The 22,192-nt window shown below is 61.9% G+C and carries 21 protein-coding genes and 1 pseudogene; 8 read left to right on the plus strand and 14 right to left on the minus strand.

Annotated features, from left to right (window positions below; translation table 11 throughout):
* The first annotated feature begins 165 nt into the window (after nucleotides 1-165).
* Complete coding sequence (locus tag AF337_RS08380) at nucleotides 166-699, plus strand: NADPH-dependent FMN reductase (RefSeq protein WP_049731763.1); 534 nt, start codon at nucleotides 166-168, stop codon at nucleotides 697-699.
* Between the two features lie 19 nt (nucleotides 700-718).
* On the opposite strand, the gene AF337_RS43595 is transcribed toward AF337_RS08380, so the two are convergent.
* Nucleotides 719-865, minus strand: coding sequence for a hypothetical protein (locus AF337_RS43595; protein WP_167347734.1), 147 nt, complete (start codon nucleotides 863-865; stop codon nucleotides 719-721).
* Nucleotides 866-1,003: 138 nt separating this feature from the next.
* Here AF337_RS43595 and AF337_RS08390 point away from each other — a divergent pair, with 138 nt between their 5' ends.
* The 3 genes from AF337_RS08390 (at nucleotide 1,004) to AF337_RS08400 (ending at nucleotide 4,097) form a co-directional block, all read left to right on the plus strand.
* On the plus strand, nucleotides 1,004-1,675 hold the full coding sequence (locus AF337_RS08390; protein WP_049731765.1) for a response regulator transcription factor: 672 nt from the start codon (nucleotides 1,004-1,006) through the stop codon (nucleotides 1,673-1,675).
* The gene (locus tag AF337_RS08395; protein ID WP_049731766.1) at nucleotides 1,675-3,018 is read left to right on the plus strand and encodes a sensor histidine kinase; all 1,344 of its coding nucleotides are present in this window, start codon (nucleotides 1,675-1,677) and stop codon (nucleotides 3,016-3,018) included. The genes AF337_RS08390 and AF337_RS08395 overlap by 1 nt, the downstream gene beginning before the upstream one ends.
* 176 nt (nucleotides 3,019-3,194) lie before the next feature.
* Nucleotides 3,195-4,097 carry a DUF3313 domain-containing protein gene (locus tag AF337_RS08400; protein ID WP_049731767.1) on the plus strand — a complete coding sequence of 301 codons (903 nt, stop codon included), beginning with the start codon at nucleotides 3,195-3,197 and terminating at the stop codon, nucleotides 4,095-4,097.
* 120 nt (nucleotides 4,098-4,217) lie between these two features.
* Here AF337_RS08400 and AF337_RS08405 read toward each other — a convergent pair whose 3' ends face one another.
* Together AF337_RS08405 and AF337_RS08410 are read right to left on the minus strand one after the other, a co-directional pair.
* Nucleotides 4,218-4,808 (minus strand): GNAT family N-acetyltransferase, encoded by a 591-nt coding sequence (locus tag AF337_RS08405; protein ID WP_049731768.1) that lies wholly within the window; start codon nucleotides 4,806-4,808, stop codon nucleotides 4,218-4,220.
* 206 nt (nucleotides 4,809-5,014) lie between these two features.
* Nucleotides 5,015-5,515, minus strand: a complete 501-nt coding sequence (locus tag AF337_RS08410; protein ID WP_049731769.1) for a BA14K family protein — start codon at nucleotides 5,513-5,515, stop codon at nucleotides 5,015-5,017.
* Nucleotides 5,516-5,713: 198 nt separating this feature from the next.
* Here AF337_RS08410 and AF337_RS41920 point away from each other — a divergent pair, with 198 nt between their 5' ends.
* Nucleotides 5,714-6,652, plus strand: a complete 939-nt coding sequence (locus tag AF337_RS41920) for a hypothetical protein (RefSeq protein WP_049731770.1) — start codon at nucleotides 5,714-5,716, stop codon at nucleotides 6,650-6,652.
* Nucleotides 6,653-6,761: 109 nt separating this feature from the next.
* On the opposite strand, the gene AF337_RS08420 is transcribed toward AF337_RS41920, so the two are convergent.
* From AF337_RS08420 to AF337_RS08430, 3 genes are all read right to left on the minus strand, one after another.
* Complete coding sequence (locus AF337_RS08420; RefSeq protein WP_049731771.1) at nucleotides 6,762-6,971, minus strand: hypothetical protein; 210 nt, start codon at nucleotides 6,969-6,971, stop codon at nucleotides 6,762-6,764.
* A gap of 207 nt (nucleotides 6,972-7,178) precedes the next feature.
* On the minus strand, nucleotides 7,179-7,412 hold the full coding sequence (locus tag AF337_RS08425) for a hypothetical protein (protein WP_049731772.1): 234 nt from the start codon (nucleotides 7,410-7,412) through the stop codon (nucleotides 7,179-7,181).
* Between the two features lie 114 nt (nucleotides 7,413-7,526).
* Complete coding sequence (locus AF337_RS08430; RefSeq protein WP_049731773.1) at nucleotides 7,527-8,363, minus strand: alpha/beta fold hydrolase; 837 nt, start codon at nucleotides 8,361-8,363, stop codon at nucleotides 7,527-7,529.
* 334 nt (nucleotides 8,364-8,697) lie between these two features.
* Here AF337_RS08430 and AF337_RS08435 point away from each other — a divergent pair, with 334 nt between their 5' ends.
* Nucleotides 8,698-9,657 (plus strand): S1C family serine protease, encoded by a 960-nt coding sequence (locus AF337_RS08435; protein ID WP_049731774.1) that lies wholly within the window; start codon nucleotides 8,698-8,700, stop codon nucleotides 9,655-9,657.
* An 18-nt stretch (nucleotides 9,658-9,675) separates the two neighbouring features.
* Here the strand turns inward: AF337_RS08435 and dusA are convergent, their stop codons facing one another.
* From dusA to AF337_RS08460, 5 genes are all read right to left on the minus strand, one after another.
* Nucleotides 9,676-10,677, minus strand: coding sequence for a tRNA dihydrouridine(20/20a) synthase DusA (dusA, locus tag AF337_RS08440; RefSeq protein ID WP_049731775.1), 1,002 nt, complete (start codon nucleotides 10,675-10,677; stop codon nucleotides 9,676-9,678).
* 183 nt (nucleotides 10,678-10,860) lie between these two features.
* Nucleotides 10,861-11,073 (minus strand): cold-shock protein, encoded by a 213-nt coding sequence (locus AF337_RS08445; RefSeq protein ID WP_003540801.1) that lies wholly within the window; start codon nucleotides 11,071-11,073, stop codon nucleotides 10,861-10,863.
* A 618-nt stretch (nucleotides 11,074-11,691) separates the two neighbouring features.
* Nucleotides 11,692-12,159 (minus strand): DUF3828 domain-containing protein, encoded by a 468-nt coding sequence (locus tag AF337_RS08450; RefSeq protein WP_049731776.1) that lies wholly within the window; start codon nucleotides 12,157-12,159, stop codon nucleotides 11,692-11,694.
* 228 nt (nucleotides 12,160-12,387) lie between these two features.
* Entirely contained in the window at nucleotides 12,388-15,234 is a 2,847-nt protein-coding gene (locus tag AF337_RS08455; RefSeq protein WP_049731777.1) for a cadherin domain-containing protein, read from the minus strand.
* A gap of 384 nt (nucleotides 15,235-15,618) precedes the next feature.
* On the minus strand, nucleotides 15,619-16,005 hold the full coding sequence (locus AF337_RS08460; RefSeq protein ID WP_049731778.1) for a GNAT family N-acetyltransferase: 387 nt from the start codon (nucleotides 16,003-16,005) through the stop codon (nucleotides 15,619-15,621).
* A gap of 196 nt (nucleotides 16,006-16,201) precedes the next feature.
* Here AF337_RS08460 and AF337_RS08465 point away from each other — a divergent pair, with 196 nt between their 5' ends.
* Nucleotides 16,202-16,924, plus strand: a complete 723-nt coding sequence (locus AF337_RS08465; protein WP_049731779.1) for an SOS response-associated peptidase — start codon at nucleotides 16,202-16,204, stop codon at nucleotides 16,922-16,924.
* A 230-nt stretch (nucleotides 16,925-17,154) separates the two neighbouring features.
* Entirely contained in the window at nucleotides 17,155-17,853 is a 699-nt protein-coding gene (locus tag AF337_RS08470; protein ID WP_049731780.1) for a hypothetical protein, read from the plus strand.
* A gap of 21 nt (nucleotides 17,854-17,874) precedes the next feature.
* Here the strand turns inward: AF337_RS08470 and AF337_RS08475 are convergent.
* The 3 genes and pseudogenes from AF337_RS08475 to uvrB form a co-directional block, all read right to left on the minus strand.
* Nucleotides 17,875-18,245 (minus strand): annotated as a pseudogene (locus tag AF337_RS08475) (GNAT family N-acetyltransferase).
* A gap of 76 nt (nucleotides 18,246-18,321) precedes the next feature.
* On the minus strand, nucleotides 18,322-18,771 hold the full coding sequence (locus AF337_RS08480; protein WP_049731781.1) for a hypothetical protein: 450 nt from the start codon (nucleotides 18,769-18,771) through the stop codon (nucleotides 18,322-18,324).
* Between the two features lie 70 nt (nucleotides 18,772-18,841).
* Nucleotides 18,842-22,009: an excinuclease ABC subunit UvrB gene (gene uvrB / locus AF337_RS08485; RefSeq protein ID WP_049731782.1), complete on the minus strand. Its 3,168-nt coding sequence runs from the start codon at nucleotides 22,007-22,009 to the stop codon at nucleotides 18,842-18,844.
* Nucleotides 22,010-22,192: the final 183 nt, after the last annotated feature.

Consider the following 22,192-nt stretch of genomic DNA (forward strand, 5'->3'; position numbering starts at 1 on the left):
AACCCAGGCTAACGCCGGCCTCGGCCAGTGCAAGCAAAAGTCGCTTTTGCTTATCATTCAATCGCGTAATTCAAAGCCCTGCAGCGTCCTTTGCGACCTGAACCGAGACGCGGCGTCGCAGCCTTTTGCGTTGACAGCCATGATCAATCGATCGCTGTTAGGGCCATGAAGATTCTCGCAATATCCGGCAGCGCTCGGCGCAACTCCACCAATACGGCCATGCTGCGGGCTGTCAGCGCCGTCGCGCCACGTGAGATCGAGATTGCGGTCTTCGATGGCGTCGGAGGTTTGCCGGTGTTCTCGCCGGATCTCGAGGGGGAAGCTCTGCCGGCGGCGGTGCGGGATTTCGTCGCAATGATCGCTGGGAGTGACGGGGTGATCATTGCCAGTCCGGAATATGTGCGATCCATCCCCGGCGGCCTAAAAAATGCGATCGACTGGCTGGTGTCGGGAGAGCAGATCGTCCACAAGCCCGTCGCCCTGCTGCACGCATCGCATCGGGGCGATGACATGCTGGCAGGTCTGCGCACGATCCTTGCGACCATCACCGACCGCTTCGCAGAGGATATCTTCCTCCGGCTTCCTCTGATGAAACTGGAACCGGCCGAGGTGTTGCGGGCCGTTGAGATGGGGGCGAACCGTTCCAGGGTGCAGGCCTATCTTCAGGCCTTCTCGGTCTATTGCATGGCAGCCGGGTAGCCGTCTGAGGTTTGCCCGGTCATCGGACCTCCATCAGCAGGCCGCTCTCGACCCCTGCTTTGCCGTCAAGCGTGTGCAGTATCACCAGCGGGGCTGCGAGCAGCGCCGCGAGGATGAAGGCGGAGAGGAAGTGTCTCTTTAGGAAATGGAGGATAGGTCGGATCATCTCGATCTCCAGATGCTGCGGATATTCTTTGTGCTGGACCTCGACAATTGCGGCAGCATGACCGGCGCCTTGCAAGCTCCGCAATGCTGCCGCAACCCTTGTGGCGGAGAGTGGGAAAGTTGAGAGAGCAGGCGGGCAATGCGGATATTGTTGATAGAAGATGAGAGGGAGCTGGCCGAGGCGCTGTCGGCAGCGCTCGGCAAACATGGGATCGTCACCGACCACACGATGCATCTGGCCGATGCCGTCGAACTGACGCGGCAGAACCTCTATGACGCGATCCTGCTCGACCGGCGCCTGCCCGATGGAGAGGGGCTGAGCTTCATTCCGCAGCTGAGGCGGACGGGCAAGGATACGCCGATCATCGTGCTGACGGCGCTGAATGAGCCGAAGGAGCGGGTGCAAGGGCTCGATCTCGGCTCCGACGACTATCTCGGCAAGCCGTTTCTGGTGGAGGAGCTGATGGCGCGGCTGAGAGCCGTGCTGCGGCGGCCGCCGAACCTTGCCGAACTCAAGATCACCGCCGGGCGGATGGTGATCGATCCCTTGCATCTCAGCGTAACCGTCGATGACGCGCCGCTCGATCTGCCCCGGCGCGAGCTGCTGGTGCTGGCGGCTCTTGCCAAGCGCAAGGAGAAGACCGTGCTGCGCGCGACGCTCGAGGCGGCCGTCTACAACTACGAAGAGGAAATCCAGTCGAACGCGCTCGATGCGCACATCTCGCGGCTGCGCAGGCGGCTCGCCGAGGCCGGCGCCGAGGTTTCGATCCACAATATCCGCGGCGTCGGCTATCTCCTGAAGGAAGAATGATGGGCGAAAAATGCAAGCCTAACTCTTCCCTCTGGTGGCGGCTCAGCTGGCAGCTCAGTCTGGTCTTCGTCGGCGTGGTGACGGCTGTTACCATCGGGCTCTGCTTCTACGGCGCGACGATCCTCTCGCCGAACGTCGCGCTGGAGGACCATGTCACCGCCGCATTGGCTCCGGCCGTTGCGCTCGATGACGAGGGACGGCTCGAAATAAAGGATACGCCGGAGCTGGATGCACTCAAGCGGCAGTATGACGGGCTTTGGTATGTCGCGGCGACGACGAACGGTTCTTTCGTGTCTTACGGGACCATTCCTGCAGCCTACAGCGAGCTTGCGCGTCTGACCTACCTGTTCGAAGGGGCCGATATCAGGGGATCGGCCGGCACGGACGAGATCGCGTCGGTCGAAAGCGTGGAGACCGGGATCGGCGAACTCAGGGTTCTGTTCGGCGGCGTTGCCGACAAGGGCTGGCCGGTTCTTACCCTGATGGGCGCCGTTTATCCGATCTACCTCCCGCTGTTTGCCATCGCCTTGCCTGCGGTTTTTCTTGCCGTTCCCAGGATTGTCGGGTGCGGTCTAGCCAGCGTCAGCGAGGTTGCCCGCAAGGCCTCGGAAATCGACGCTCGCCGCTACGATGCGCGCCTGCCGCTCGACGGCATTCCGAGGGAGGTCGCGCCGCTGGTGATCGCCTTCAACGAGGCGCTCGACAGGCTGGAGAACGAGTACCGCAAACGGCAGCACTTCCTGATCGATGCGGCGCACGAGTTGAGGACGCCGATCGCAATCATGCAGACCCGGATCGACGGAACGCCGGAAGGGCAGGACCGTCGGCGATTGCTCGATGACGTCGCGCGGCTGGCGGAGACGGCCGAACAACTGCTCGATTTCGAGCGCAACGACCAGGCGACCGATCTCCATGAGATGGTCGATCTCGTCGAGATTGCCCGCTCCGTCGTTGCCGACCTCGCGCCGCTGGCGATCGGCGCCGGCTACCAGATCTCGTTTCAGAGCGAGGTCGAGAGCCTGAAGCGCAAGGGCAGCCCCTCGGCGCTGCCGCGAGCGGTGAGCAACCTCGTGCGCAATGCCATCGATCATGGCGGCGGGAGCGGCATGATCACCGTCTCCGTGTCGGCCTCCGGCGGCGGTCGGATCAGCGTCGCCGACGAGGGGCCGGGCATTCCGGCCGAGCACCGCGAGCTGGTGTTCGAACCGTTCTATCGTGTCACTCCGAAGAGCACGGGGGCGGGGCTCGGCCTCAGCCTCGTCAAACAGATCGCCGCAAACCATGGCGGTGAAGTCAGCATCCAGAGCGGCGAAGCCGGCACTGAGGTGGCGATCCGGCTTTGATGACGCGGGTTGTTTCCGGCAGCCGACGCTGCCGGAAACGATGTAATGCTGCGGCAATTCTCGGCCGCCACTTTTGCCTGAACTAGAGCGCCGCGCATCCGACAGACGCGCTAAGGACGCTCTAGCACTTTAAACTGCGCATAATCCTTTCCGAAATCGATCTCGATTTCGGAGTTGTGCGCTATCGGCGATGGAGGCCAGACAGAGTGCGCAGCAATCCATTCACTTCATCCTTTTCAAAGCGGATTTCCAAGTTTTTATCCCTTGCCCTGCCGCTGGCGCTTGCGGCGGCTGCGGCAGGATGCAGCACAGTGCCGCTGAAGCAAGCGGGCACTCTTTCTTCCTATTCCAATCTCGGCCCGCCCAAGGGCAAGCTTCAGAAGTCGCGCATCTATGTCGACGGGGCGGGTCTTGCGCCGGCGAAGACGGTCGCCATCGCCCCGACGACCTTTGCCTTCAGCGCCGCGACCCGGATCAAATCACCGGCCGACCGCGTGATGGTGTCGAATGCGCTCGATCGGGCGCTCTGCATCTCGCTCAGCGATAGATACCGGATAGTGGCGCCGGGCGAGCCCGCCGACCTGACGATCCGCTCGGTCGTCACCGACATCGTGCCGACCAACAAGGCAATGGCCGGCGTTTCCACGGTCGTGACCGTCGGCAGCGGCTTCGCGCTCCCGGTCGGCGTGCCGCGCTTGCCGGCAGGCCTCGGCGGACTGGCGGTCGAGGCGGAAGCCGTCGACCGCGGTGGCGTGCAGCGGGCGGCGATCGTCTGGTCGCGCGGGGCAAACTCGCTGCAGAACGAGCCGCGCGTTTCCGAAGTGGGCGACGCCTATAGCCTGGCGTCGAAGTTCAGCAGCGAATTTTCCCGCATGCTGATCGCACGCAAGGAGCCGAAGGGGCTGGATCTTTCGCTTCCTTCCGGCCAGCGGATGAAATCCTGGCTCGGCGGAAAACCGAAATACGCCGCCTGCGATGCCTTCGGCCGGTCGCCCGGATTGATGGGGGCGGTGGCCGCCAAATACGGTGCGCCGCCGCAATGGACCGAGAAGAAGCCGAAACCGGCCGCCACCTACTGAGAGGATGCGCGGCGGTGCCGGCAGCTGCTGTGACAGCACCCAGCCCGCCCCAGGCTGACGCGACGGACGGAGCAAAGGCGGCAAGGCTTGTGCTCCGTCCGTTAAAGATCCGTCGCGCATTCAGCCGGCGGCTCCGGGCCTCAACCAGAAATACAGTTTGATCTGACCTGGCCTGTCCGAGGGATGCGGGCCGCGCCGGAAGAATTCGCCGCCATTGCTCTCGATCACCCGCCGGGAGGCATGGTTGTCCTCGTTGCAAAGAATGACGAGGCGGTCGAGACCTTCCTTTGCTGCTATTATCAAAAGCAGTTTCAGGGCGGTGGTTGCATATCCCTTGCGTTGCTTCCATGGCACGACCGAGTAGCCCACATGGCCCGAGACCGCGGGCGGCAACTCCTCAGTCCCTGCTTGAAAACGCAGGCTGATGCTGCCGCAGAATTCCCTGTCCCAGATCCAGAACAGACGGGTGATCAGCGGCGGTGGTTTCAACCCGGTGTGCCGCTCGCCATCAGAAACGAGGCCGTCGAGAAACCCTGATCTGTCCTGACGTAGCCGCTGGAGTTCGCCGAAAATATAGGCTTGGTCGCCGGCCCGGCGCGGATCGGGGGACCAGCCGGCGGCGAGTGCCGCTTCGAAGCCCGACAGGTTTTCAAGATCCGGCCCAAGCAGGACGACATGGCCGACGGCCCTTGCTCTATCTCCAGATGTCATCGATCACCCACGCAATATCAGGCGGCGGGGCAATTTAGCAGGTTCGATCCGCGCGGCCGAGAGCCGCAGACAAGCATGATTGAGGGCCATTGAGAAGCGAAACGAGTTGTTTGGGGGCATGGGCATTGCCGGTGGCGCAACCGTTTCCCCGTGCCACATCAAAAAGCCCCGCATCGTCATGCGAGGCTTGATGCTGGTGGATCAGTTTACCGGCACTGGCGGCGAGGGCCGTAGTTCGGCTGGTAGGTGTTGTCGTAGGCGCGGTACGACCGATAGCGGCTGTAGCAATATTCGGCGTGCGAGCTGTAGCCGGTGGAACGGTAGGCGCGCGGCTGCGAGGCGATGATGCCGCCGATCAGGGCGCCGGCCGCCAGGCCGCCGATGATGGCGCCGGTATTGTCATGATGGTAGCGGTGACCATAGCGCCGGCCGTAGCGGTCGCCGCGATAGTAGTCGCGGTCCCGATAGTAGCTGCGGTCGCGGTAGTGGTGGCGTTTGCGGTACCAGTCGTCATTGTTACCAAACTGGCCAGGGCAGTTCGTGAAGTTATTGCAGCCGACGGTAATGATCCTGGCCTCGCCACCTCCGGGGACTGGCTGCGCGGCCGCCTGCTGCGCCGGGCTCGGCACAAAGACGGGGCCTGCCGATGCCGGCATTCCCGAGAAGGCCGTCGCTATCGACAGGGCAATGATGGCGAATTTGTTCATTTCACTCACCTTGGGTAAACGGATGTATCGAGCGGATAACGCAAGGGAAGGGATTTAGTTCATTCTGGGAATGGTGGAGGCATTTCTCGCCGAAATATTCGGCAGGAAGTTCAAATTGAAAGCAGATGCTCAATTAGATCTTTATGAGACTGCTGGTTCAATCCTGCTGCAACAGCACTCCAGTGCGGAAGGATTATCATGCGGCTCTCCAGGCTTCTCGGCGTTCTCTGTCTCTCCACGACAGTGGCGCTTTCACCTCTCACCATTCTATCTACCGATCTCTCGCCGGCGTTCGCCAAGGGCGGCAACGGAGGCGGCGGCGGTAACGGCGGCGGCGGAGGAGGAGGCAACGGCGGCGGCCATGGCGGCGGCAGCGGCAGCGGCAACAGCGGCGGAAGCCATGGCGGTGGCGGCAGTAACAGCGGCGGCAGCGGAAAGAGCAGCACGCACTCCAGCGGCAAGACCGAGAACGGCCGCAGCGCCAAGGGCGCCGGCAAAGCGGTCCAGACCGGCCAGGCCGGCAGGGCGAAGTCTGCCAAGCAGACCGTCAGCACGAAGGGCTCGGCCAAGAAGACGACCATCGCCTCGGTGCCTGCGGCAAAGCCGGCGAAGAAGCCAGCGGCCGAGCTCGCCGGTCTCAATTCGCTCAAACGCAACTTCCATGCGCTGATGAACACGGCGGATCCGCGCATGTCGGCGATCTCGGCATTCGCTACCGCCTATGCGCAGTACGAACTGGCCAACGGCGTTGCCCCGTCGGCCGACGATCCCGCTCTTGGCGACGCGGCGCTGGCGGCCGCGCTCGCTACCGCCACCAAGACCGGCACGGTCAGCCCTGAGGCCCTCAGCTGGGCAAAGGATACGCTGGGCGTCGGCCCGGCGGTTGGCACGATTGACCAGATGCGGGAGGCCTTGGCGGCGCAGGCTCCGGCGGCGGAAACCCCTGCAGACGGAACCGAAACCGAGACCAGCGATACGGCCGAGGGCGGCGAGACGACAGATCCTGCGGTGACTGCGGAGACGCCGGAAGCCGACACGGGCAGCACGGAAGAGGTCTCGGGAACGACCGAATCCACGCCGGCCATCGATCCGACCGAAACCTCGGCGCCGACGAGCACGGAAACCACCGGCCTCTGATCGCGCCGATCATTGGAAAACGTCCGTCCCTATCCCGACCGTGACGCGGAAGGTCAGGGGCGCGGAGAAGAAGGGGAGGCCGGGCATCGCCTGACGCGCCCGGTCAGCCTCACCTTCCGCCAGCCAGCAATCGAAGCTGGTTCTCGTCATGCACGCCTTGCCGGTAAAGCTCGATGATAAGGGCGCCAAGACGGGCGGCTTGCTCGCCTGATCGATCAATCTGGAGCTCGCTACACAGCGCTTCATGGACACGCCTGCACACGTCGAGATCTTCGGAGGCGAGCGGTTCGTCACGCGTGCTGAACAGCTTGTCTGACATCGCAATCTGCCCTTTTCGATGCGGTGAATCGCTATCAGTGAAAAAAAGATAATTTCGCGATCTTTGCTCTGCAAGATGGGCGAACGTCCGATGTTCAAAAACAATTCGGCGCGCGCGCGCACGCCAGGAAAGATTGGGGTGAGGGCGGCGCGGCTGGATATGAGACCGATGGGGCGTCGGCCCGACGGGCGGCGCGCGTGAGGAGGTCTACCCGGGTGCGGGATCCTTGCCGCTTTGCTTAGACAGGCGCAGTTCTTTCAGCCGCTTGGTTTTCTCCCGGCGGGCCCGCTGCTCCGCCTCGATGGTTTCCTTGGCGGCTCGCTCGGTGTTTTCGAAACGATCCTGTCGGTAAGCCTTTGATGAGGGTTCACGTTCTCTTGTCATGGCCGCTAAACGCAAATCGGCGAAAACGGTTTCATGCGAAAATGCGTAACCTGCCATCAATCGATCGGCCTGATCGGGCGGCGGCCCGTTGTTGCAGCCGGCGAATGATGATTTCGCCGTGTGGTCATGCCGGCCGCCGGGTACCTGATCGGCGCCCGGCGGATTGATCGGTCAGCCCTTGATGAAGGCGAGGATGTCGGGATTGATGATGTCGGCATGAGTGGTGCACATGCCGTGCGGAAATTTCTCGTAGACCTTCAGCGTGGCGTTCTGCAGCAGCTTGGACGAGAGCAGGGCGGAGTCGGCGATCGGCACAATCTGATCATCGTCCCCGTGCATGACGAAGGTCGGCAGGTTGATCATCTTCAGGTCTTCGGTGAAATCGGTTTCCGAAAAGGCCTTGATGCCGTCGTAATGGGCCTTGGCGCCGCCGATCATGCCCTGACGCCACCAATTGTCGATAACTGGCTCCGATACTTTCGCACCCGGCCGGTTGAAGCTGTAGAACGGGCCGGCCGGCAGGTCACGGTAGAATTGCGAACGATTGGCGGCGAGCTGCTTGCGCAGATCATCGAAGACCTCGATCGGCAGGCCGCCGGGATTAGCAGCCGTTTTCACCATGATCGGCGGCACGGCGCCGATGATGACGAGCTTGGCGACGCGGCCCTGCGGCTGGCCATGGCGGGCGACATAATGGGTTGCTTCACCACCGCCGGTGGAGTGGCCGATATGGACGGCGTTCCTGAGATCGAGATGCTCGACGACGGCTGCGGCGTCGGCGGCGTAATGGTCCATGTCGTGACCGTCGCCCACCTGGGTGGAGCGGCCATGGCCGCGCCTGTCATGGGCGACGACCCGGTAACCCTTATCGAGGAAGAACAGCATCTGGGCGTCCCAGTCGTCGGAGCAGAGCGGCCAGCCGTGATGGAACATGATTGGCTGGGCGGTCTTCGGCCCCCAATCCTTGTAGAAAATCTCGACGCCGTCCTTGGTCGTGACTTTGCTCATGTCATGCTCCCTTGGTTGGATTGGATCGGATTAATGCGGCTGGACGTTTGCTTCGCTGCCGGCAGAATTGGCAAGACGGCGAGCGTGGTTGCGAAGGCAGCCGCAATGAGCCAATTTTTTGCCGTTCGTTCAAGATATCTCTTCGGGTGGTTCAATATATCTGTCCGGGTAGCTGTGTTCGCGTTCTCTGCATTGCGCCGCAATTGCAGGCCGCCCGTGCTCACTTGAACGCCGGTTTACGCCCAACCATCTAATCCTCAACAACAGCACAATGGCAACCGTCCAACCGAGACCGCTTCGTCGGCGCCGGGCGGTGGTGCCTGAGGATCAAATCATGGGTTACATGGACAAGGAGATAGCGCCTCAGAATGACGGGGCGCTGATCGATGGCTATTCGCAATCGATCGCAGCAGCAGTCGACACGGTCGGCCCCGCCGTCAGCCGGATCGAGAGGGCCGGCAGCCGGCAGGGGCACGGGTCGGGCTTCGCCGTCTCGCCCGACGGCTTGATTATCACCAACAGCCATGTCGTCGACGACGCCAAGGTCGTTCGCATCACCACGCCCGATGGCTTCGTCACCGAGGGCCGCGTGCTCGGCCGTGATATCGATACCGATATCGCCCTCATTCGCGCCAATACAAGCACTGGCGCCTGGGCGAAGCTCGGAGATTCCCAGCGCCTGCGCCGGGGTCATATTGCCATCGCGATCGGAAACCCGCTCGGTTTCGAATGGACTGTCACCGCCGGCATCGTCTCGGCGCTCGGCCGGTCGATGCGGGCAGCCAGCGGCCGGCTGATAGAGGATGTCATCCAGACCGATGCGGCGCTCAATCCCGGCAACTCAGGCGGGCCGCTGGTGTCTTCCAACGGGGAGGTGATCGGCGTCAACACCGCCGTCATCCAAGGCGCGCAGAGCATCGCCTTTGCGGTGGCGTCGAATACCGCCAATTTCGTCGTGTCGGAGATTCTCCGCCACGGTCAGGTCAGGCGCGCCTTCATCGGCATTTCTGGCGATACGATCGTGCTGCCGCGCCGGGTGGCGCTTGCAGCGGGCACGGCGCAGACGACCTCCGTCCGCATCCGCCGCGTCGAGCCGGAAGGGCCGGCGGCAAAGGGCGGGCTGCAGGAGGGCGATTACATTCTCGCCATCGACGCCAGCCCGGTCGGCGGCGTCGACGATATCGTCCGATTGATGGACGGCAGCAGGATCGGCAAGGAGACGGAGATCCTGGTGTTCTCGGTGGCTGCGCGGGTCGAGAAGAAGACCTTGCTGCCGATGGCGCGGACGTCCTGATGAAAACGTCACGCCACGTCAGGCGCTGACCGCCTCCTGCTGCGTCCCTGAAAAATCGACAGCCGCAAAGGCAGCTGCCAGCACCTCCGGCCCGGCGCCGCTTTTGGCTGCATCGGTCGACAGGATCTGACGGTAGCGCCTGGCGCCGGGCAGGCCGGTGAAGAGGCCGACCATGTGGCGGGCCACGTGCTGCAGCCGGCCGCCGCTGGCGATATGGCGTTCGGCATAGGCCATCATTCGGTCGCGCAGGCCTTCCCAGTCCGGCTCTCCCGCGGGGGCGCCGAAGAAGCGCTGGTCGATTTCGGAAAGAATCGCCGCATTCTGATAGGCGGCGCGGCCCAGCATGACGCCGTCGACATGGGCGAGGTGGGTGGCGGCTTCATCAAGCGTGCGGATGCCGCCGTTGATACCGATGAAGACATCCGGCCAGCGCTGTTTCATCCGATAGACGATCTCGTAGTCGAGCGGCGGGATTTCCCGGTTTTCCTTCGGGCTCAGGCCCTTCAGCCAGGCTTTGCGGGCATGGATCCAGATCGCGTCGGCGCCGGCATCGAGAACGCGGGTGATGAGCGCCGGCAGTGCCTGTTCCGGCTCCTGCTCGTCGACGCCGATGCGGCATTTCACGGTCACCGGCACGGTCGCAACCCTCTTCATCGCCGCGATGCATTCGGCCACCGTCTCCGGCGTCAGCATCAGGCAGGCACCGAAGGTGCCAGACTGCACCCGGTCGGAGGGGCAGCCGACATTGAGGTTGATCTCGTCGTAGCCGTAGGCTTCCGATATCCTCACCGCCTCGGCAAGCTTGGCCGGATCCGATCCGCCGAGCTGCAGGGCCAGCGGATGCTCGGCTGCGTCATGGCCGAGCAATCGGTCGCGCGGACCGTGGATGATCGCATCGGCCACCACCATCTCGGTATAGAGCAGCGCCTGCCGGCTGATCTGGCGGTGGAAATAACGGCAATGCCGATCCGTCCAGTCGATCATCGGGGCGACCGCGAAAATCGGGCTCTTCTGCATCATCGACGTTCCATAATTCGTTGTTCTCTGGGTGCCGCAAGGGCGCCGCACCGCCGCGGGGGCGGGATCATTTCCACAGCGCGCATATACCATCCGGCGGTGCGATCGACAAATGACGTTCACGCTGCAAACAGAAACGGCGCCCCTTGCGGAGCGCCGTTCAGGCCGCCGAAGCGGAAGTCTGACTTACGAAGCCGAGATGTTGACGGCCTTCGGGCCCTTGCCCATGCGGTCCGGCTCGGTGTCGAAGGTAACCTGCTGGCCTTCGCGCAGCGACTGGATGCCAGAAGCCTGCAGCGCAGAGATATGGACGAAAACGTCCTTTGCGCCGCCGTCCGGCGTGATGAAACCAAAACCCTTGTCCTGGTTGAAGAATTTTACGGTGCCCTTGGTGGCCATTGGGATCGTCCTTTTCCCTTAGTCGGTGTAGTATCCGCGCCCCCGAGAGGAAGCGGACGGCTTTAGCTTTCGCCCCGATCGATTGGGACGAAGGGTCAGTCGGAGAAGTCACGTACGGGGAAAGAACGTCTACGTAGGCGGGTAGTCCCGCGCCGCCTTCCAAACGGAAGGGATTACCACATCAGTCCAGTCACCGGCATGCAAATGCCCGAGTAGGTGAATTGGTGCCAGCTTTTCGGGCAAAAAGCAAGCGGGATTCTTTTGGCATGCCCGCATCGATGGCAGGAAATGCCGAAGATTCAGATACTTGACGGAGAGTTAGCGGTTCCTTGTATTGATGTGTCATAGCGGGATTCCGTGCCGAAACGGGATGAAAGGCAGATTCGGCGGCCGGTGTGGATTGTGTCGTGGGCGGCGCCTGCTGCGTCGGTACACCAATCAGCCCTCATCGTGAGGTGCGGAAGCCGAAGGCTGAAGCCTCGAAGGGCGGGGCTGCCACCGGCGCCATTGCCTTCGATTTTGGAGGCGGGGCATGCGAAATTGTATCGGAAGTTTCCACGCCCGCCCTCTTGGTTCCTCCTCACCATGAGGGCTGAACTTGAGGCCTATGGCCATCGCCTACTGCGCATCACCCAGCAACGCGCTCAGGGTCCACGGAGTTTCCCCTTTCTGATTGGCGATATCGTCGACCTTCCAGCCACCATGCTGCCGCACCAGCGTGTAGAAGAGCGTCACCTCTTCGCCGTTTTCGAACTGAACCTCCACCTCGGCCTTATCATCCAGCAGGATCGGCTGGCCGATCCTGACGTCGCTCGCCCTGCCGTCCTGGCCTGATATGACGGGATCGAAGTCGATCGCGCCGACATCGCCATCGGGCGTGTTGTCGAGGTCGGTCTGGAGGAGCTCGTTCAGATGGTCGGAGAAGAAGATCGAATAAGGCGAGGGCGCCTCGGCATCGCTGTTGTCGGTGTTGTAACTGTAGAGCGCCTTGAGCAGCGCCTTCGGCGTCTTGTAGGTCTCGGCCGATGCGGGCAGGGCTGCGAGCGCCGACACGGCAAGGGCGAGGATGAATGTGGGCAGACGCATGCGGGCTCTCCTCGGACGGGTGGAAATCATAACCGAAACCGGCGTCAAGGTGGAGCTGCATTTTGAGAGGGGTTGCCTGGGAGTGGCCGCCGGCCTTGCCGTCTCTGGCAGGTCTGAGGGTGTCAGGCAAGTTCGGTCGGTGGGACTACGATAGCCACGCGGGAAGTCCTACCTTTTGTCGAGATCGCCGGTGACGCATCTCTGCGTCCACCGGCAATCGTATCGCGATTAGATCAACGTCTCATGCAACAGGCTCGAAAACGACGGCTCGAAGACGTCCTTCACGGTGATCGTGAAGTCGTGGCTGGTGGTATTTCCAGCCGCGTCATAGGCTTCAGCGGTGAAGGTCAGGCTATGGTTGCTTTCGAAGTCGATTGCTGCCTTGGTCTGGATCTTGTTGCCGACGAGCTTGAAAATGCCGTCCGCATCATCTGTCAGCCGCCACTTCACCGTGCCCCCTTCCGGATCGACGGCCGAGAGAAGGCCGACCGAGGTGCCGATCGCGACGTTCTCGGAGATCGAGCTGCGTGAGAAGGACAGCTTTATCGGCGCCTGGTTGACCGGCGCTTCGTTGACGTCGAGGACGTTGATCGTGATGTCCTTTTCCACAGTGACCTTGCCGTCGGAGACGGCGACCTTGATCGTGTGCGATTTGGCTGTCTCGTAGTCCAGCGCCTTCGAGGTGACGATGCGGTTGCCGTTGATCCGGAAATGATCGTCGTCGCCGTCAAGGAGTTTGTACGTGAGGACGTCGCCGTCGGCGTCCTTGGCGCTGAGCAGACCAACCGTGGTCCAGATCGGCGTGTCCTCCGACATGGAGGTTTTCGAGAGCTGGATATTGGTCGGCGCGGCGTTGCTTTTAGGCGTGAAGCTTTCCGTGGCGAAGTCGTAGACGCCGTCGGCAAAACGGGCGAATTCGACGTCGGTCAGCGTGTCCGTCCCTTCAGCGGCGCTCGTCAGGATGTGACCGCCATTGCTCAATGCCAGGGAATAATTGGCGAAATTGCCGGCGAAGAACGCCGTGTCGATGCCGGCGCCGCCATCAATGGTGTCGTTGCCGCCGCCGCCGGTCAATTTGTCATTGCCGGCATTGCCATTGAGGATGTCGTTGCCGCCGCTGCCGTCGAAAATGTCGTTACCGTCGGTGCCGGTAAATTCGTCGTCGCCGCCGCCGGTCTTGACGTCGATGCCGGAGACATTACCGGCAATGTAAGCCCCGAGATCCCCCAACTCGTCGGAAAGGTCGAGGTGGGCGCTGTCCGTCAAAGCCAATGAGGCGTTGAAATCGTGGAACGGATCGGTCGAGTAAACGATCTTTTCAAAGCTCTCGAATTGCGCGCTCGAACCGGCAACCGACCATCCCTCCGTTTCAAGGATTTCGATGTTCTTGATCGTCAGGCCCCGGAGCGAGATGGCTTCAAGACTATCAATCCCGGCGCCGCCGTCGATCGTTCCGGAAACTAGAGCGAATGTCTCTACGGTTATGGCATCGTCGCCATCGCCGGCATCGACGTTAAAGACCTCAGGGGTATGGCCGAAGCGGTCACCATCGGAGATTGTATCGTTGCCCCCGCCGCCTTTGATGATGTCATTTCCGACGTCGCCCACGATCTGGTCATTGCCGTCGCCGCCATTCAGAATATCATTGCCATCTCTGCCGGCGAGCAGGTCATTGCCATCGCCACCATTCAGCGTGTCATTGCCATCACCGCCACGAAGCTGATCGCTTCCGGCGCCGCCGTTCAGCGTATCATTGCCATCGCCGCCATCGATGTTGTCGTGACCAGCGCCCGTCGTGATCACGTTGTCGCCGCTTGAGCCCGTCACGTTTGCAGAGCCCGAACCCAATTCGTCTGCAAGGTTTACCGTCCCGGAATCCGAGATGACCAGGTTGACCGGGACGAGAGGATTGTCGGAGTCGCGGATGACGTCGTAAGCGTCGAACTCAGCGCCGGTCTTGGTGATCGTGGCGCCGTGCGTGTCCAGGATATTCAGCGGAGTACCCGGCCCGGGGCTGTTGATGGTGAACGTTTCCGTGGCGAAACTGTAGACGCCATCGGCAAAGCGCGCGAATTCGACGTCTGTCAGCTTATCCATGCCCTCAAGCGCGCTCGTCACGACACGGCTGCCATTGTCGATCGCCAGGGAATAGTTGACAAAGTTGCCTGAGAAGATTGCGGTGTCGATGCCGTCGCCGCCATTGATGGTGTCGTTGCCGGCGCCGCCCGTCAATTTGTCATTGCCGGCATTACCATTGATGAGGTCGTTGCCGCCGCTGCCGTCGAAAATGTCGTCGATGTCGCTGCCCGCGAACTCGTCGTTGCCGGCGCCGGTCTTTGCGTCGACGCCGGAGAAGCCGGTGATAAAAGCTCCGAGATTTCCCAGCTCGTCGGAAAGATCGAGGTGGGCGCTGTCAGTAACCGCCAATGATGGGCGAAAATCAGGGAACGGAAAAGTCGATCCCAGAATCTTGTCGAAGCTTTCGAACTGCGCGCTCGAACCGAAAACCTGCGAGAATCCGGTCTCAAGGACTTCGATGTTCTTGAGCGTCAAGCCCTGGAGCGATTGGGCTTGCAGCGTATCGATCCCGGCGCCGCCATCGATCGTCCCTGATATCTGTGACGCGAATCTGTCGATGGTTATGGCATCGTTGCCAGCGCCCGCGTCAATGTTGATGAGTTCCGGCTGGGGGCCGCCAGGTCCCGGCAGAAAGACGGAAAAGCCACCATCGGTGATGCTGTCGTTGCCGTCGCCGCCGATCAGTTTGTCGTTGCCGCTGCCGCCAGTGATCACATCGTCACCGGCGCCGCCGTTCAGCGTATCATTGCCATCACCGCCATTGATGTTGTCGTTGCCGGCGCCCGTCGTGATCACATTGTCGCCGCTCGAGCCCGTCACGTTCGCGGAGACCGAACCCAACTCGTCGACCAGATCGGCCACGCCTGAATCCGAGACGACCAGCGTGACAGCCGAGGAAGGGCTGGTGGCGGAGTGGCGGATAACGTCGTAAGCTTCGAACTCGGCGCCGGTCTTGGTAATCGTTGCGCCGTTGGTGTCCAGAATATTCAAGGCCATATTAAACCTACCCCAATGGATGCGTTGCATTCTATGAAAATCGGAAATCCTCAGTAGAACTGTTCTTGCCGCTTCAACGGACGACAACCCTCTGGGGATCTATGCCAATCCCCTATTAAGTTTTCAATGCAAAATTGTGTCTTTTCATTGCTCTTTTAATCAAAAATTAAGGACGAGATACTGGGAGAAGCATTTTGATTTGAGAACTCAAAGGCATATTTTGATCTGCTAAATAGTATCATTTTTTATTTTCAGCCGAGGTACTCTCGGCAAAATTGTGTTTTGAAGCGGGTTTTCGACGGCGCCGCGCTGCGGATCATCCGAGCCACCATCGCAGGTTGGTGCTGGCTTTCGACGTGTTCCTGCATTCCCGCGCGGGAGGTCTTACTTGAGCTTGATGAGGCCCGCCGCGGTGGCGGTAAATCCGCAGGCGCGGTAGAAGCCGGTCAGGTGCGGTTCGAAATCGACATGCAGCCACGCAGCGCCGCGCTCTCGTGCAACTCTCGTCGCTTCCCTGACCAACCGCGTCGCAATCCCCTGCCGGCGCAGGTCGGGATGCGCCGAGGTGTCGAGAATGAAGGCATGAATGCCGCCATCCCAGGCGACGTTGACGAAGCCGACGAGTGTGTCGTCGTGATAGGCGCCGATATGGGCGAGGCTGCGGGAGAGGATGCGGGAGAAATCCGGTGCTTCGGGCGTGCTCCAGGCTGCTGACCAGAGGGCGTTGAGTTCGGCGGGCGAGGGGAAGGGGTCGATGCGGAGTTCGGGCATGGCTGGTTTCCGATTCGTTTGTCAAGTCGCTTGCCGGACGTGTTTTTCGGCCAATTCCGCTTACTTCGCAATGGGATCGATTGCTGGGGCAGACCGCGAAGGAGCATTCCTGAACGGGTACAACTGACGCTTTGTTGACGATGTCTCTGTCGAGAACATAATCAGAACGTCTAATACTCCATCGGCGGGAAGCGCGATGTGCGGACGCATCTTCGTTAAAACTTCGCTTGAAGAATTGATCAGCAATTTCGCCTTTGCGGTGAAGGGCGGGGATATCGACGGGCTGGGAAATCGCTTTCCCCGCTGGAATGGAGCGCCGTCGCAAGATTATCCTATTATCGTCAGGGACATCGTGCGCGAACCCGATACGTCAGGCCCCATATTCGTCACCGCCCGCTGGGGTCTGATGCCTTCCTGGGCCAAGCCCGGCGGCCGGCCGCCGCCGGTCAATGTTCGATGCGAGACGATCAGCGGCAACGGCATGTTCCGCTCGGCATACCGATCGCGTCGCTGCCTCGTTCCGATCAATGGCTTCTTCGAATGGAAGGACATTCACGGGACCGGCAAGAACAAGCAGCCCTATGCCATCGCCATGAAAGACGGCTCGCCTTTTGCGCTCGCGGGCATATGGGAGACGTGGACGGACGAGAAGGGCGTGTCCATCCGCAACTTCGCCGTCGTCACCTGCGAGCCGAACGAGATGATGGCGGAGATTCATGACCGCATGCCTGTCATCCTGCATCGCGCGGATTACGAGAGATGGCTGTCAGCCGAACCGGACCCGAACGATCTTATGAAGCCTTTCCCAGCGGAACTGATGTCGATGTGGAAGATCGGCCGGGATGTCGGCTCTCCGAAGAACGACAGGCCGGAGATCATCGAAGAGGCCGAGGATGATCCGGAACCGACGCTGATCTAGAGCATGATGCCGAAAAGTGTGAGCGGTTTTCGGGCGACATCATGCTCTAACTCTTTAATTTAGAACAGGATTCAGATTTTTGGCCGGTCCGGCCTAAAATCATCCTGTTCTAGAGCAATCCCGGCAAAAGCGCGCGGCGGTTTTGTCGGGATGGCTCTGATTTTACCGGCTCGGGCGGAGCCATTCACGAAACCATGCGGCAGAGACATCCTCATGAGGAGAGGAAACGCATGCTAGACGATATCGGAACGCTTCTGAGATCGTTCCTCAATAATGCCCTTCGCAAACAGCCTCAGCGTCGCATCCGGGATTTCGGCGGCTATGAGGTCGGCAAGCGCCGAAAGCTGCATGTCATCGAGCCGATCGCCTGGGACACGGCGGAATTTCTCTGCACCTATCTCCGCATCAGGCTGCGCGGTGAACCGGCGAGCCGGGAAGGCGTCGCGTCTGCCGTCGCCGCAGCCTTGAAGAATGTCTCCGATGAGTTCGCCTACAAGCTGACCTGGCACAGTGACGAAGCCTGGAGCAGCGTTTGCAACTCGGTCGCGGAGTATCTGGAAGGCTGCCTGCAGATCGAGCCGAAACCCTATGATGGATCGCTGACGGCGCAATCGGACTATAATGGCTGGAAGAGCTGGGAGATGGTCATCAGCGGCGAGACGCCGAGGGGAAGATGGCGTCACTCCTGGAAGGAAAAGCCCGGCGACGATTTCATCGGCTTCCACGGCGAGGCCTGCATGGGGCGGATCTTCAAGATCGATCTGACGGGGTCAGACGAGCGCTGGTACTGGCTGATCGCGGCCGACGGCAGCCCTCGACGCGGATGGCCGGCGGCGGGGTACGAGGCGAGCGCCAGGAGTGCTGCCTGTCGGGTGGAGCGGATTTACTTTGCGCTGGTGAAGGGTGAGGGGAGGACGGGGTGTGGGTGAGTGGGGAAGGCTAGGCTAGCTTCATGAGGCCCAGGTCGGCCGGAAGCCGCAGGCGCGATAGAAGGAGGTCAGGTGCGGCTCGAAATCGACATGCAGCCACTCGGCGCCGCGCGCGCGGGTAATCCGCATGGCTTCCCTGACCAGTTGCGTGGCGATGCCCTGCCGGCGCATGTCGGGGTGAACGCAGGTGTGGAGAAGGAAGGCATGAATGCCGCCGTCCCAGGCGACGTTGACGAAGCCGACGAGCCTGTTGTCGTGATAGGCGCCGATATGGGCGAGGCTGCGGGCAGGATGCGGGAGAAGTCCGGTGCGGTGGGTGCGTTCGAGGCGGCGGACCAGAGGGGGTTGAGGTCGTCGGGCGAGGGGAAGGGGTCGATGCGGAGTTCGGGCATGGGTGGCGCCTCCTTCCTCCATGCTGGCGGTGTGTTGGCTGGCACGATAGGCCCTGGCGAGGCGTTCTGATATAGCCTAAACGTGCCCCCAAATTTTCCGCAGCGGCGTTCCAAGGCATTCAGCCATCTTCCGATCCTGCTCCTCGGTGGTATCGCCGATGCCTGGATTGTGGGCCTCGAGAGCAAAGCGGCCGAACGCGGCGGGCCAGATATACCGCAAGTCGTTCAATGATACTGTGGCGCCGCAGCAAGGGGCCACGGTGTTGAGGTCTTTAAACCCATCGGCGGAAGCCGCCTCCATCGCCTCTCCCCACCATTCCTGGGCATCCGCGCCGCAGGCGCTGCATTCCACTCCAGACCAGTTTTCGCCGGGATCGTAGAACCTGATCTCATCCTCGAAGCTCGCTTTCACTTCATCCGCCCCGGGGATGATTGTTTCCAATAAGGAGACTGCTTTGTTTGCGTTTTCCGGGGAGGGTTGCCAAGACGGGTCGGCTGGGACGTAGCGTAGAATGGTGTCGGACATTGTTGCTTCCCTTTTGGCTCAACGCGCCGGGTTCATCGACCGTTTGTATGCACCAAAACAGTGGTGTTCGCTACCGCCCCGGCCGCCCGGTCTTCCCCTTCGTCCGCCCCTTGCGCTTCTGCTCGCCCGGGTCCTCATAGCTCCCCACACCCGTCTTGCCCCTGACCACTGGCCGCACGCCATCGTCGCGTTCCGGCTGGCGTGCCGGCCCTTCGCTTGCGCTGCGGGCGTTCGTCTCTGCAATCGATTCACTGGATCGATTGCTCCGGCTGTCGCCGGACCGTTCCTCACCCAGCAGCGGTGAAAACCGCCTCGTGCTCTTTGATGCGTCCGGCTTCTCCGGCACCTGTCCGATGACCGGCTTTTCCGTTCGGCCGACTGTCATTTCGTCGAGGTCGTTTTTGCGGAACAGGCTCTTCTTGGCGGGTTCGGCGATGTCGCGGCCGTTCGTCGCTGCAATCGATTCACTGGATCGATTGCTCCGCTGCGCGGACCGCTCCTCACCTTCGAGGGCGGGTTTGCGGAAGAGCGGGGTGGTGGTGTCGGTGCCTGGGCCCATGTCGTCGATCGAGGGTCTTGAGAAGTAGGAGGGTGTGGCCCCCTCATCCGCCCCGCGGGCACCAGCCGGGGTCGAGCCGCCGGTCTCGACCCGTCCTTCGGACCCCCGCTGGGGAGAAGGGGACTTGCCTCGGGCTTTTCCTTCCATCGCCTTCGACTCTTCACGGGCCATCGGGTCGTCCATGACAGCCAGTTCGGCGGCCTTGAGGCGTTTGATTTCGTCGCGCAGGCGGGCGGCTTTTTCGAAGTCGAGGTCGGCGGCGGCGTCGCGCATGCTTTTTTCGAGCGCGTTGAGATGGGTCTGCAGGTTGTTGCCGACGAGGTTGCCGCCATCGGCGAAGCCCTTGCCGGAGACGCCTGATATATCGGCGCGGACGTGGTCGCGTTCGTAGACGCTGTCGAGAATGTCGGAGATCCTGGCTTTCACCGATTCCGGGGTGATGCCGTGCTCCTGGTTATAGATCATCTGCTTTTCGCGGCGGCGGCCGGTTTCTTCCATCGCCCGCTTCATCGAGCCGGTGACCTGGTCGGCATAGAGAATGACCTTGCCGTCGACGTTACGCGCCGCACGACCAATGGTCTGGATCAACGAGGTCTCGGAGCGCAGAAAACCTTCCTTGTCGGCGTCGAGGATGGCGACGAAGCCGCATTCGGGAATGTCGAGGCCCTCGCGCAGCAGGTTGATGCCGACGAGCACGTCGAAAGCACCCAAACGAAGGTCGCGGAGGATTTCGATGCGCTCCAGCGTGTCGATGTCGGAGTGCATGTAGCGGACGCGCACGCCCTGCTCATGCAGATATTCTGTGAGGTCCTCGGCCATGCGCTTGGTCAGCACGGTGCACAGGGTGCGATAGCCCTTGGCGGCGGTTTCGCGGATCTCGCCGAGCACGTCGTCGACCTGGGTGCGGGCCGAGCGGACCTCGACAGGCGGGTCGATCAGGCCTGTGGGTCGGATCACCTGTTCGGCGAAGACGCCGCCGGATTGTTCCATTTCCCAGCCGCCTGGCGTGGCCGAAACGGCGATGGTGTCGGGGCGCATGGCGTCCCATTCCTCGAAGCGCAGCGGCCGGTTGTCCATGCAGGAAGGAAGGCGGAAGCCGTATTCGGCCAGCGTCGCCTTACGCCGGAAGTCGCCCCGGTACATGCCGCCGATCTGCGGCACGGTGACATGGCTCTCGTCGATGAAGACGAGGGCGTTGTCGGGGATGTACTCGAACAGCGTCGGCGGCGGATCGCCGGGGTCGCGGCCGGTGAGATAACGCGAATAGTTCTCGATGCCTTGGCAGGAGCCTGTGGCTTCGAGCATTTCGACATCGTAGCGGGTGCGCTGCTCCAGGCGCTGGGCCTCCAGCAGGCGGCCGGCCTTCTCCAGTTCGGCCAGGCGAAGCCTGAGCTCTTCCTTGATCGACTTGATGGCGCCGTTCAACGTCGGGCGCGGGGTGACATAGTGCGAGTTGGCGTAGATCTTCACCGATTTCAGGTCGCCGACCTTCTGGCCGGTCAGCGGATCGAACTCGGTGATGGCGTCGATCTCGTCGCCGAACATCGAGATGCGCCAGGCGGCATCCTCCAAGTGGGCGGGGAAGAGTTCGATCGTATCGCCGCGCACCCGGAAGGAGCCGCGGGTGAAATCCATGTCGCGTCGCTTATACTGCTGGGCGACGAGGTCGGCCAGCAGCTGGCGCTGGTCGAGCCGGTCGCCGACCGACATCTGGAAGGTCATCGCCGTATAGGTCTCGACCGAGCCGATACCGTAGATGCAGGAGACCGAGGCGACGATGATGCAGTCGTCGCGTTCGAGCAGCGAGCGCGTCGCCGAGTGGCGCATGCGGTCGATCTGTTCGTTGATCGAGCTTTCCTTCTCGATATAGGTGTCGGAGCGCGGCACATAGGCTTCCGGCTGGTAGTAATCATAGTAGGAAACGAAATATTCCACCGCATTGTCGGGGAAGAAATTCTTAAATTCGGAATAGAGCTGGGCGGCCAGCGTCTTGTTCGGCGCCAGGATGACGGCCGGACGCTGCGTCGCCTCGATCACCTTTGCCATGGTGAAGGTCTTGCCGGAGCCGGTGACGCCGAGCAGCACCTGGCTGCGGTCGCCATTCTCCAGCCCTTCGACGAGGTCGCGGATGGCGGTGGGCTGGTCGCCGGCCGGCTCGTAATCCGATTTCATCAGGATGCGGATGCCGCCTTCCGTTTTGTCGGGGCGGGCAGGGCGGTGCGGCGTCCAGATCTTGCCGTTCTTGTGCAGCGGATTGCCGCTCTCGATCAGCGCCGACAGCGCCTCGACCGTGGCGGTGACGCCGCCGGACGAGATCTTGTCGGCATCCTCAAGCGAGATATCGAGGCCCGCCACCGGGTTCAGGCCGGCGGCGGCGCGCGTCTTCGGGTCGGAAGAGCCGCCGATCGAGACGCCGCGCGCGGTCTTGCTCACCGTCGCCTTCTTGTTGACGCTGACGGCCTCCGAATGCTTGCGCGCCTGGTTTTCCACAGCCTTGCGGTGCTTGCCGGCCTTAGAGGCGATATCGCGCTGGCTCTCGACGCCCGAGGCTTCGGCATCGGCCTCCAACTGCTTCACCCAATCGGCGACGGAGCCGGAGAGGGGCGCGCCTTCAAAGGACGACTGCGGGGCTTCCTCGAAGCCATTCGGGGCGGGAGATTTCTTCGGAGATTTGGCCATGGCGGGAATATGGAGAGAGTCAGCGCGAAAGGGAAGAGGGAAAGAGTACAAAAGGGAAACGAATGAATCGTTCGGATTGGGTGAATAATTGCCACTCTATAAAACGTCCAGTGCCGCCGCGCCGACGCACTCGCCTCGTCCTTCGAGACCCGCGCGGGGCGCCTCAGGATGAGGCTCTCTTGA

The sequence above is a fragment of the Rhizobium ecuadorense genome, assembly GCF_001187535.1.
GTDB classification, from domain to species: Bacteria; Pseudomonadota; Alphaproteobacteria; order Rhizobiales; family Rhizobiaceae; genus Rhizobium; species Rhizobium ecuadorense.

Excerpts from the sequence above, each read along its gene's own strand:
- AF337_RS08380 (WP_049731763.1), top strand. The coding sequence starts at position 166 with ATGAAGATTCTCGCAATATCCGGCAGCGCTCGGCGCAACTCCACCAAT.
- AF337_RS43595 (WP_167347734.1), bottom strand. The coding sequence starts at position 865 with ATGATCCGACCTATCCTCCATTTCCTAAAGAGACACTTCCTCTCCGCC.
- AF337_RS08390 (WP_049731765.1), top strand. The coding sequence starts at position 1,004 with ATGCGGATATTGTTGATAGAAGATGAGAGGGAGCTGGCCGAGGCGCTG.
- AF337_RS08395 (WP_049731766.1), top strand. The coding sequence starts at position 1,675 with ATGGGCGAAAAATGCAAGCCTAACTCTTCCCTCTGGTGGCGGCTCAGC.
- AF337_RS08405 (WP_049731768.1), bottom strand. The coding sequence starts at position 4,808 with ATGACATCTGGAGATAGAGCAAGGGCCGTCGGCCATGTCGTCCTGCTT.
- AF337_RS08410 (WP_049731769.1), bottom strand. The coding sequence starts at position 5,515 with ATGAACAAATTCGCCATCATTGCCCTGTCGATAGCGACGGCCTTCTCG.
- AF337_RS41920 (WP_049731770.1), top strand. The coding sequence starts at position 5,714 with ATGCGGCTCTCCAGGCTTCTCGGCGTTCTCTGTCTCTCCACGACAGTG.
- AF337_RS08420 (WP_049731771.1), bottom strand. The coding sequence starts at position 6,971 with ATGTCAGACAAGCTGTTCAGCACGCGTGACGAACCGCTCGCCTCCGAA.
- AF337_RS08425 (WP_049731772.1), bottom strand. The coding sequence starts at position 7,412 with ATGGCAGGTTACGCATTTTCGCATGAAACCGTTTTCGCCGATTTGCGT.
- AF337_RS08430 (WP_049731773.1), bottom strand. The coding sequence starts at position 8,363 with ATGAGCAAAGTCACGACCAAGGACGGCGTCGAGATTTTCTACAAGGAT.
- AF337_RS08435 (WP_049731774.1), top strand. The coding sequence starts at position 8,698 with ATGGGTTACATGGACAAGGAGATAGCGCCTCAGAATGACGGGGCGCTG.
- dusA (WP_049731775.1), bottom strand. The coding sequence starts at position 10,677 with ATGATGCAGAAGAGCCCGATTTTCGCGGTCGCCCCGATGATCGACTGG.
- AF337_RS08445 (WP_003540801.1), bottom strand. The coding sequence starts at position 11,073 with ATGGCCACCAAGGGCACCGTAAAATTCTTCAACCAGGACAAGGGTTTT.
- AF337_RS08450 (WP_049731776.1), bottom strand. The coding sequence starts at position 12,159 with ATGCGTCTGCCCACATTCATCCTCGCCCTTGCCGTGTCGGCGCTCGCA.
- AF337_RS08455 (WP_049731777.1), bottom strand. The coding sequence starts at position 15,234 with ATGGCCTTGAATATTCTGGACACCAACGGCGCAACGATTACCAAGACC.
- AF337_RS08460 (WP_049731778.1), bottom strand. The coding sequence starts at position 16,005 with ATGCCCGAACTCCGCATCGACCCCTTCCCCTCGCCCGCCGAACTCAAC.
- AF337_RS08465 (WP_049731779.1), top strand. The coding sequence starts at position 16,202 with ATGTGCGGACGCATCTTCGTTAAAACTTCGCTTGAAGAATTGATCAGC.
- AF337_RS08470 (WP_049731780.1), top strand. The coding sequence starts at position 17,155 with ATGCTAGACGATATCGGAACGCTTCTGAGATCGTTCCTCAATAATGCC.
- AF337_RS08480 (WP_049731781.1), bottom strand. The coding sequence starts at position 18,771 with ATGTCCGACACCATTCTACGCTACGTCCCAGCCGACCCGTCTTGGCAA.
- uvrB (WP_049731782.1), bottom strand. The coding sequence starts at position 22,009 with ATGGCCAAATCTCCGAAGAAATCTCCCGCCCCGAATGGCTTCGAGGAA.